The sequence below is a fragment of the Pseudomonas sp. Q11 genome, assembly GCF_024494355.1.
Classification (GTDB): Bacteria; Pseudomonadota; Gammaproteobacteria; order Pseudomonadales; family Pseudomonadaceae; genus Aquipseudomonas; species Aquipseudomonas hefeiensis.
Window position 1 is genome coordinate 254,230 of record NZ_JAKNQY010000006.1, and the last position, 9,678, is coordinate 263,907.

The 9,678-nt window shown below is 61.8% G+C and carries 9 protein-coding genes; 2 read left to right on the top strand and 7 right to left on the bottom strand.

Translation table 11 applies throughout. The annotated features are described in order from the left end of the window. Positions 1-158: 158 nt before the first annotated feature. The 7 genes from MA884_RS09630 to pssA all read right to left on the bottom strand — a co-directional run bounded on the left by MA884_RS09630 (position 159) and on the right by pssA (position 8,347). Entirely contained in the window at positions 159-932 is a 774-nt protein-coding gene (locus MA884_RS09630) for an enoyl-CoA hydratase (RefSeq protein WP_256230261.1), read from the bottom strand. Positions 933-945: 13 nt separating this feature from the next. Next, the gene (locus tag MA884_RS09635) at positions 946-2,073 is read right to left on the bottom strand and encodes an acyl-CoA dehydrogenase (protein ID WP_256230262.1); all 1,128 of its coding nucleotides are present in this window, start codon (positions 2,071-2,073) and stop codon (positions 946-948) included. A gap of 9 nt (positions 2,074-2,082) precedes the next feature. Beyond that, a complete protein-coding gene (locus tag MA884_RS09640) occupies positions 2,083-3,270 on the bottom strand; it encodes an acetyl-CoA C-acyltransferase (protein WP_256230263.1) in 1,188 nt (395 codons plus the stop codon). A gap of 11 nt (positions 3,271-3,281) precedes the next feature. Next, complete coding sequence (locus tag MA884_RS09645) at positions 3,282-4,043, bottom strand: SDR family NAD(P)-dependent oxidoreductase (protein ID WP_256230264.1); 762 nt, start codon at positions 4,041-4,043, stop codon at positions 3,282-3,284. Between the two features lie 16 nt (positions 4,044-4,059). Further along, positions 4,060-5,724 (bottom strand): AMP-binding protein, encoded by a 1,665-nt coding sequence (locus MA884_RS09650; protein ID WP_256230265.1) that lies wholly within the window; start codon positions 5,722-5,724, stop codon positions 4,060-4,062. 251 nt (positions 5,725-5,975) lie between these two features. Then, a complete protein-coding gene (locus tag MA884_RS09655) occupies positions 5,976-6,992 on the bottom strand; it encodes an AraC family transcriptional regulator (RefSeq protein WP_256230266.1) in 1,017 nt (338 codons plus the stop codon). A gap of 11 nt (positions 6,993-7,003) precedes the next feature. Next, complete coding sequence (pssA, locus tag MA884_RS09660; protein ID WP_256230267.1) at positions 7,004-8,347, bottom strand: CDP-diacylglycerol--serine O-phosphatidyltransferase; 1,344 nt, start codon at positions 8,345-8,347, stop codon at positions 7,004-7,006. 122 nt (positions 8,348-8,469) lie between these two features. Here pssA and MA884_RS09665 point away from each other — a divergent pair, with 122 nt between their 5' ends. Together MA884_RS09665 and MA884_RS09670 are read left to right on the top strand one after the other, a co-directional pair. Beyond that, positions 8,470-9,039, top strand: a complete 570-nt coding sequence (locus MA884_RS09665) for a TetR/AcrR family transcriptional regulator (RefSeq protein WP_256230268.1) — start codon at positions 8,470-8,472, stop codon at positions 9,037-9,039. Positions 9,040-9,094: 55 nt separating this feature from the next. Further along, positions 9,095-9,574: a nuclear transport factor 2 family protein gene (locus MA884_RS09670; RefSeq protein WP_256230269.1), complete on the top strand. Its 480-nt coding sequence runs from the start codon at positions 9,095-9,097 to the stop codon at positions 9,572-9,574. Positions 9,575-9,678: the final 104 nt, after the last annotated feature.

Consider the following 9,678-nt stretch of genomic DNA (forward strand, 5'->3'; position numbering starts at 1 on the left):
GAAAGCGCTGGGTCAGGCGACTTCTGTCCTGAATGTACCGGCGTCTTCGCGAGCAAGCCCGCTCCCACGGGGGCCGGCGGCGTACACAGAGATTGCGTACACCGTAAATCCACTGTGGGAGCGAGCCTGCTCGCGATGGCGTCAGTCAGAACGCCGCATTACTTGTCCTGGAACTCCGCCGCCCGCTTGGCCACGAACGCCGCCATGCCTTCCTTCTGATCGTGCGTGGCAAATGCAGCGTGGAAGACCCGGCGCTCGAAACGCACACCTTCGGACAGGCTGACCTCAAAGGCGCGGTTAACGCTTTCCTTGACCATCATGCTGATGGGCACTGACTTGGACGCAATCAGAGCGGCGGTTTTCAGCGCGTCGTCCAACAGTTCATCAGCCGGCACAATGCGCGCAACGATGCCGCAACGCTCAGCTTCCACGGCGTCGATAAATCGACCGGTCAGGCACATTTCCATTGCCTTGGCCTTGCCCACTGCGCGAGTCAGGCGCTGGGTCCCGCCCATGCCCGGCAGTACCCCAAGGTTGATTTCCGGCTGGCCGAACCTGGCATTGTCACCGGCCAGGATAAAGTCGCACATCAACGCCAGTTCGCAACCACCGCCCAAGGCAAAACCGTTCACTGCCGCGATGATCGGCTTGCGCCGGTTGGCCACCCGGTCGCTGTCGCTGAACAGGTCATCGAGGTAAATCTGCGGATAGGTCAGCTCCGCCATTTCCTTGATGTCAGCACCGGCGGCAAAGGCTTTTTTCGAGCCGGTCAGCACGATGCAGCCAATCTTCGGGTCAGCCTCCAGCGTATCCAGCGCCTGGTTCAACTCGCTGACGATCTGCGCGTTCAAGGCGTTCAACGCCTGGGGGCGGTTGAGGGTGATCAGGCCAACGCGGTCCTTGATCTCCAATAAAATCGTTTCATAGCTCATGCAGGACTCCTGTTCAAAGATTGCGCGAAATGACCATGCGCTGAATGTCGCTGGTGCCTTCATAGATCTGGCAGACCCGCACGTCGCGGTAGATGCGCTCCAGCGGGAAGTCGTTGAGGTAACCGTAACCGCCCAGGGTTTGCAACGCCATGGAGCAGACTTTTTCGGCCATTTCCGAGGCGAACAGCTTGGCCATGGACGCTTGCACCAACGCCGGCTGGCCGTTGTCGCGCAGCGCCGCGGCGTAATGGACCATTTGCCGCGCCACGGCGATCTGGGTCGCCATGTCCGCCAGCCGGAACGCCACGGCCTGGTGCTCGATGATCGGCTTGCCGAAACTTTGCCGCTCGCGAGCATAGTCGCGGGCCGCTTCGAACGCCGCGCGAGCCATGCCCACGGACTGCGCCGCGATACCGACCCGCCCGCCTTCCAGGTTCGCCAGGGCGATCTTGTAGCCCTCGCCCTCCTCTCCCAAGCGGTTGCCCACCGGAACACGCACATCCTCAAACAGGATCTGGCAGGTGTCGGAGGCGTGCTGACCCAGCTTGTCTTCGACCCGCGCCACGCTGTAGCCCGGCGAATCGGTGGGCACGATGAACGCACTGATGCCACGCTTGCCGGCGCTCGGATTGGTCACCGCAAACACAATCACCACCCCGGCGTTCTGCCCGGAGGTGATGAACTGCTTGCAACCATTGAGCACATAGTGGTCGCCGTCCAACCGTGCCCGGGTCTTGAGGCTACTGGCGTCCGAACCGGCCTGGGGCTCGGTCAGCGCAAAGGCACCGAGCATCGCACCGCTGGCCAGGGGGGTGAGGAATTTGGCCTTCTGCTCATCGCTGCCAAACTTGAGGATCGGCACGCAGCCCACCGAGTTGTGCACGCTCATGATGGTCGAGCACGCCCCGTCGCCGGCAGCGATCTCTTCCAGGGCCATGGCATACGTCAGGTAGCCAGTGTCGCAACCGCCCCACTGCTCCGGCACGAGCATGCCGAAGAAGCCCAGTTCGGCCATTGCAGCAATGGCTTCCTTAGGGAAACGGTGTTCACGGTCCCATTCGGCGGCGAACGGTTTCAAGCGTTCCTGAGCGAACTGCCGGGCCACGTCGCTGATTTGAGTCTGTTCTTCAGTCGGGAGCATGGTGATTCCTCAATACAGGCATTCAACGGCCATGGCCGTGGCTTCGCCGCCACCGATGCAGATTGCCGCGACGCCACGCTTGAGGCCTTTCTGGCGCAGGGCCGAAAGCAGCGTCACCAGGATCCGCGCGCCCGACGCACCGATGGGGTGACCCAACGCGCAGGCGCCGCCGTGAATGTTGACCTTGTCATGGGGGATCTCCAGCTTGCCCATGGTCGCCAACGCCACTACCGCGAAAGCTTCGTTGATTTCAAACAGCTCCACGTCGTCGAGCGACCAACCGGTTTTGTTCATCAGTTTTTTTACCGCGCCGATGGGTGCAGTGGGGAACAGGCTCGGCGTGTCGGCAAACGCCGCGTGGCCGTGAATCACCGCCAACGGCTTCAAGCCTCGCTCCCGAGCCTGGCTCTGGCGCATCAGCACCAGCGCTGCCGCACCGTCGGAGATGGAACTGGCATTGGCCGCTGTCACCGTTCCACCCTCACGGAACGCCGGTTTGAGCGAGGCGATCTTGTCCAAACGGGCCTTGGGCGGCTGCTCGTCGTGGTACACGGTGACCTGTTCCTTGCCGACCATGACCTGCAACGGCACGATCTCGGCGTCAAAACTGCCGTCCTTGATCGCCTGTTGGGCACGGGTGGTGGAAGCGATGGCGAAGGCATCCTGGGCTTCACGGCTGAAACCGTTGGCTTCAGCGCAGTCTTCGGCAAAGGTGCCCATCAGGCGGCCCTTGTCGTAGGCATCTTCCAGGCCATCGAGGAACATATGGTCGAGTACCTTGCCGTGGCCCATTCGGTAGCCGCTGCGAGCCCGATCGAGCAGGTATGGCGCGTTGGACATGCTTTCCATACCGCCAGCCACGACCACCTCGGCGCTGCCGGCGACGAGCATGTCATGAGCGAGGATCGCCGCTTCCATGCCCGAACCACACATCTTGTTGAGCGTGGTGCAGCGGGTCGACTTGTCGAGCCCGGCCCCCAGTGCAGCCTGGCGCGCCGGAGCCTGGCCCTGGCCGGCCGCGAGCACACAGCCAAACAGCACTTCTTCAACCGCACCAGGGGCAATGCCGGCCCGCTCCACGGCAGCTTTAATGGCGGCGGCTCCCAGTTGCGGGGCGCTGAGGCTTTTCAGTTCACCTTGAAAGCCGCCCATGGGCGTGCGGACGGCGCTGACAATAACAATCGGATCGTTGGACATGACTATTGCTCCTACTTGGCGGCCATACGCAAGGCGCCGTCGAGACGGATCACCTCGCCGTTGAGCATGCTGTTTTCAATGATATGCCTGACCAGCGCCGCGTACTCGGCCGGTTTGCCCAGGCGCGGTGGAAAAGGCACGCCGGCGGCCAGGGAGTCGCGTACTTCGGGCGTCATGCCGGCCATCATCGGGGTTTCGAAAATACCCGGGGCGATGGTCATCACGCGGATACCGAAACGCGCCAGTTCCCGGGCGGCCGGCAGGGTCAAGCTGGCGATGGCGCCCTTGGACGCCGCGTAGGCCGCCTGACCGATCTGGCCGTCGAACGCCGCCACCGAAGCGGTGTTGATGATCACCCCACGCTCACCCTCGGCATCAGCCTCGGTTTCACTGATGGCGGCGGCGGCCAGACGCAACAGATTGAAGCTGCCAATCAGGTTGACGTTGATCACCTGGCTGAAGCTGGCCAGCGCGTGCGGGCCATTCTTGCCGAGGATCTTCTCGCCGCGCACGATGCCGGCGCAGTTCACCAGGCCGTTGAGGCCGCCGAACGCATCCACAGTGGCCTTGACCGCCGCAGCCGCAGCCGCCTCGTCACTGATATCCGCCACCACGCTCTGGCAGCCAAGTTTTTGCGCCTGGGCAGCCACGGCGTCGGCGTTGAGGTCCACCAGCATCACCTTGGCGCCGGCCTTGACCAGCATCTCACCGGTGGCCGCGCCGAGGCCCGACGCACCGCCGCTGACGAGGAAAATCTTGTTGTCGATCTGCATCATGGTTTCCTTGGATTCAAGCTGAAACGTTATGCGCCGCCGCTTCTTGGGCCTTGGCGATTTCCTGGTTGCGCAAGATAAAGCGCTGCAATTTGCCGCTAGGGGTTTTCGGCAGATCACTGACAAATTCGATTTCACGGGGATAAGCATGGGCGGCCAGGCGGTTACGCACGTGCTGGCGCAACTCCTCGGCCAGCTGCGGCGCAGCGCGGTATTGGGCGCCGAGCACCACGAAGGCTTTCACCAGCTCGGTGCGCTCAGGATCGGGTTTGCCGACCACCGCTGCCTCGACCACCGCCGGGTGCTCGATCAGCGCGCTTTCAACATCGAACGGGCCGACGCGATAGCCGGAGGTGGTGATCACATCGTCGCTGCGGCCGACGAAGCTGATGCTGCCGTCGGGGTTGAACTCGACGGTGTCGCCGCTCAGGTAATAATCGCCGACGAACGCCTTGGTTGGCCCGCCCTCGTAACCGGCGAACCAGCACATTGGCGACTGGCCGCGATCAACAGCGAGAATCCCGGGCTGCCCGACGCCCAATTCAGCATGATGTTCGTCCAGCACCACGATCCGGTGGCCCGGCGAGGCGAAACCGGCCGCGCCCATGTGCACCGGATGCTCCAGCCCATGGTGATTGCACAGCACCATGCCCAGTTCGGTCTGGCCGTAGTGATCGTGGATCACCACGTTCAGGTTGTCGGCAAACCAGCGGATGACCTCCGGGTTCAACGGCTCGCCGGCGCTGCTGACCACGCGCAGCGTGCCCTTGATCGAGCGGGCGAACTGCTCGCCCCCGGCGATCAACAAACGATAGGCGGTGGGTGACCCGGCGAGGTTGGTGATGCCGTACTTGTTGATGACTCGACACGTGCTTTCCAGGGTGAACGGGCCATCGTAGAACGTGATCGGATGTCCCATTGCCAGAGGGCCGGTCACGCCGAAGTAGATGCCGTAGGCCCAGCCCGGGTCAGCGACGTTCCAGAAGGCGTCTTCGGGACGCAGGTCTACGGCGTCACGCATGTAACTCTGAAACGCGACGATGGCCTTGAGCGGCACCGACAGCGCCTTGGCCGGCCCGGTGGTGCCGGAGGTAAACATCAACAGGAACGGGTCTTCGCCACTGAGCATCACCGGTTCGCACTGGTTGGCATGGTTCGCCACTTCTGCCCAGAAACTGTAGTCGCCGCGCACGATGCCCTGGCCTTTTACGCCGCCGACCGTGACAACGGTGGGGCAACCGGCAACCTCGTTGAGTTTGGGACGATTGACCGCATCGGTGATCACAACGCGTGCGCCAGAGCTGCCCAGGCGGTGCTCGATGGCCTTTGGACCGAACGCCGTGAACAACGGCTGATACACCGCCCCGATGCGCCAAGTGGCGAGTACCACGATCAGCAATTCAGCGGTGCGCGGCAGCAGGCCGGCCACCTTGTCACCCTTGCCCACGCCTTGGGCCAGCAGAAAATTTGCAAAACGCGCGGCGTTGTCCTGCAGGTCACGGTAAGTCCAGGTCGCGTCGCTCCCGTCGCGGCCCTCCCAGAACAAGGCAATGCGCCCCGGCAACGTATGCCGGTCGCAACATTCGACACAGGCGTTCAGCGCCTCGAGCGAGCCGTGCAGCGCGGCGTTGACGGTGTGCAGGTAATCGAACTGTGACGTGGCGGACGAGTAATCGCGCATGACCAGAATCCCTCTGTACTTGTTATTGGTTGGGGGAACCGTAAACAGCAGGGAAATACTCGCGCCGAAGGGCTTGGGCGGCAATAGTCAAAGCCATCAAGTTGTTTGACTGGTTTGGCCATGGTTGGGTGATGTGGGACCTGGGAGGCCGCTATCGCGGGCAAGCCTTGCTCCCACCGGGGCAATGCGAATCCTATGTGGGAGCAAGGCTTGCCCGCGATAGCGTCAGCCCAGTCAACCCACCTGCCGGATCAGCCAGCATCGTTGAGAATCAGGCTGCGATAATGCCCCGGATTGGACCCGGACCACTTGCGAAACGCCTTGTAGAAGGAGCTGGCATCGGCAAACCCCAAGCGCGCGGCGATGTCCACGAAACTGAGGGAAGGTTCGGCCAGCCAGTTGATTGCCAATTCCTTGCGCACACTGTCCTTGAGCCCTTGATACGTCTGGCCCTCCTCCGCCAAGCGCCGGCGTAAGGTCGAGGCCGAAACGCACAGCTGCTGGGCCAAAGCCTCGGTCTCCGGCCACTGCTCGGGCGGTAACTGGCGCAGGTCGTGCCTGATGCGGCTGGCGAGGCTTTGCGGGTCGCGATATTTGACCAGAATGTTGGCCGGTGCCTGGGCCAGAAAGCGGTTGAGCTCCTCGGTGCTGCGCCTAATGGGCAGGTCCAGGCATTCGGCGGAAAAGATCATCCGGGTACGGGGCCGGTCAAAGCGCAGGTTCCGCGAGAACATCACACGGTAGTCGTCACAGAAATCCGGTTCCGGACAACGCAACTCAATGGAAAGAATCGGAATACGCCGCCCGGCCAGCCAGCAGGCCACGCCATGAACAATCATCCAGTAGGTGAAATAGGTGAAGGCCCGGCGCGGATCCTGATCGTCCTCCAGCAGGACGATTTCCGCCAGGCTCTGCTGGCGGACCCATTGGGCCGGCAACTGTTCGAACATCAGCGAGAGGAACCCAAGCCCCGCGGTCAACCCGCCCGCCAACGTCGGCTGGGCCATGGCGCACTGGCAAAGAAAGGCCAGGCTTCCCGACTTGAGCTTGCGCCGATCCATGCCAAAGAACTCGTCATCCAGTCGCCGGGCCAGCAAACGCCAGAGTCGCGCATAGGCGTGAGCCGGAACCCTCGCCTGGGGGTTGTCGAGCAATCCAGGGTCGATACCAACCTTGCTCAGCACTTCATCGGTGGCCGCCCCAGGGGCGCAGCTTTGCAGCAGCGCCTCACGCACCAACTGGATGGAGATGGTGTCCTTTTCCGACATGGCCGCGGCTTTCACAGGATCCGGTAAAGCAGCCGCTCTATCCGCACCCGGCTGACCCGTTTCAGAAACCTGGCGACTGCGGCGGGATAGTCGGGCAGGGTTTCCAGGTCCAGATATCGATCGATGCGCCGGGTGTGCCGGTAAATCTGCTCAAGCTCGGCCTGGCGCGGCTCCAGCAGCTCGCCCTTGGGGTCATCCAGCAACAACGCGTTTTCCAGGTCCAGGCGAAACGCCCGCGGGTTGAGATTATTGCCGGTCAGCAAGGTGTAGCGTTCGTCGATCCACATGCCCTTGAGGTGATAGGTATTGTCACCGTCACGCCACAGGTGCAGGTTCAAGTGGCCGCTGTCGATGTAGCGCTGATGCCGCTTGGCGAAGCGTCGCAGGCTGATTTCGTAGAGATAGGGCAATGCGGCGATGATCTTGAACGGCTCGCTGGGCGGCATGTAGAAGTCGTTGGCGGTTTTGTCGCCGACGATAATGTCGATCTTGACCCCGCGAGCCAGCGCGCGATTGATCTCCCGGGTCACCCCCAGGGGCAGATTGAAATACGGCGTACAGATGGTCAGTTGCCGGCGGCTGCTGGCAATCAGTTCGCCGATCACCCGGCTTAACGGATTGTTCTTGCCCACGCCCAGCAACGGGCTCACCGACAGGCTGCTCTTGTCGAGGCTGCCGGCCTGCGTGTCATACGCTGCGTACTTGAGCCGGCTGCGCAGATCGCCGATGTCCTTGCGCAGGCTGCGAGTGCTGGGCAGGTTCGGCAAATCCAGACGATGCACGGCGCTGGAGGCAATCAAACCATGCTGTACCAGGTGCTGCATCGAGTCGGCCAGTGCCTCGTTGCGCAACAGGTGGTAGCGGTCGTAGCGGTATTTGTCGAACTTGTGCAGGTAGACGTTATTGAGGCTGGCGCCGCTGTAGAGCACACAGTCGTCGATCACGAAGCCTTTGAGGTGCAGCACGCCGAACAACTCGCGGGTCTGCACCGGCACGCCGTAGATCGGCACTTCGCTGGTGTGAGTGCGGGTCTGCTCCTGATACCACGCCGAATTGCCCGGCTGCTTCTTGGCGCCGATCAGCCCGCGCTGGGCTCGCAGCCAGTCCACCAGTACGACCACGTCCAGTTCCGGACGCGCGGCTTTGGCGGCGTGCAAGGCATCGAGGATTTCCTGCCCGGCCTCGTCCTCTTGCAGGTACAGGGCGACGATGTAGATGCGTTGGGTGGCCTGGGCGATTTTCTCCAGCAGGCAACGGCGGAACTCGGCTGCGCCATCGAGGATGGTCACGGCATCGGCGGTCAATGCAAAGCTGCGCAGCTTGGGCAGCAAGGAGCGTTTGAAAAGCGACGGCATAGGGCTCGCAAAAGGTCGAATCCGAAGGATGGTTGAGCTTACACCATCGATGGGTTCGGGTCTTCAGGGCTTCATGAAAAAACAATTTGACCAAGGAGAACGATCGTTCTACTGTTAGCCCCATGAGCGAAATCAATAGCAATGAGACCCGAGACATTATTCTCGATGTCGCCGAAAAGTTGATCTACAAAAGTGGCATCGCGGCCACTGGCATGGACCGGCTGGTGAAAACCGCTGGCGTCTCCAGGAAAAGCATCTATCGCTACTTTGCCAATAAGGACGAGCTGATCGTGGCCGCGCTCCATCGCCGCGACGAACGCTGGATGCACTGGTTCAGCAGTGAGGTCGATAAGGCCCCTACCCCGAGCGCCCGGCTGCTTAACCTGTTTACCGTGCTCAGAACCTGGTTCGACAGCGAAGGTTTCCGCGGCTGTGCGTTCATCAACACCAGTGGCGAGACCGGCGACCCACAGAACCCGGTCCGCCAAGTCGCCAAACTGCATAAACAGAAGTTGCTCGACTATGTAACCCGGCTGTGCACGGAACAAGACGTCGAGAACCCGGATGCCTTGGCCCGGCAATTACTGATTCTGATCGATGGCGCCATTACTGTCGCCCTGGTCATGGGCGATCACAGCGCCGCCGACCAGGCCCAAAACATACTGAAGTCCTTATTGGCTGAAACTGAATAACCCGTTCCCCGTAAACCGTTGTGCCGCTTGTTCAATCACTCACTGGAGATTTGCCATGTCATCCTCTGCTGAAGTTCGTCCACCTTTGCCGCCTTTCACCCGTGAATCGGCCATTGAAAAAATTCGCCTGGCCGAGGACGGCTGGAATTCCCGCGACCCGCAACGCGTGTCCTTGGCCTATACGCTGGACACTCAATGGCGCAACCGCGCCGAATTCGCCCATAACCGCGAAGAGGCCAAGGCCTTCCTGACCCGCAAATGGGCCAAGGAACTGGATTACCGGCTGATCAAGGAGTTGTGGGCCTTCACGGGTAACCGTATCGCCGTGCGCTACGCCTACGAATGGCACGACGATTCGGGCAACTGGTTCCGCTCCTACGGCAATGAGAACTGGGAATTTGACGAGCAAGGGTTGATGTCCAACCGCTACGCTTGCATCAACGACATGCCGATCCAGGAAAGCGAACGCAAATTCCATTGGCCGCTGGGTCGCCGGCCGGATGATCATCCGGGCCTGTCTGATTTGGGGCTGTAGGCGCACAGCATTGGTATAGGCAACAGAAACCTTGTGGGAGCGGGCTTGCTCGCGAAGGCGGTGCGTCAGCGGGTAGCAATGCTGGATGAGCAACCGTCTTCGCG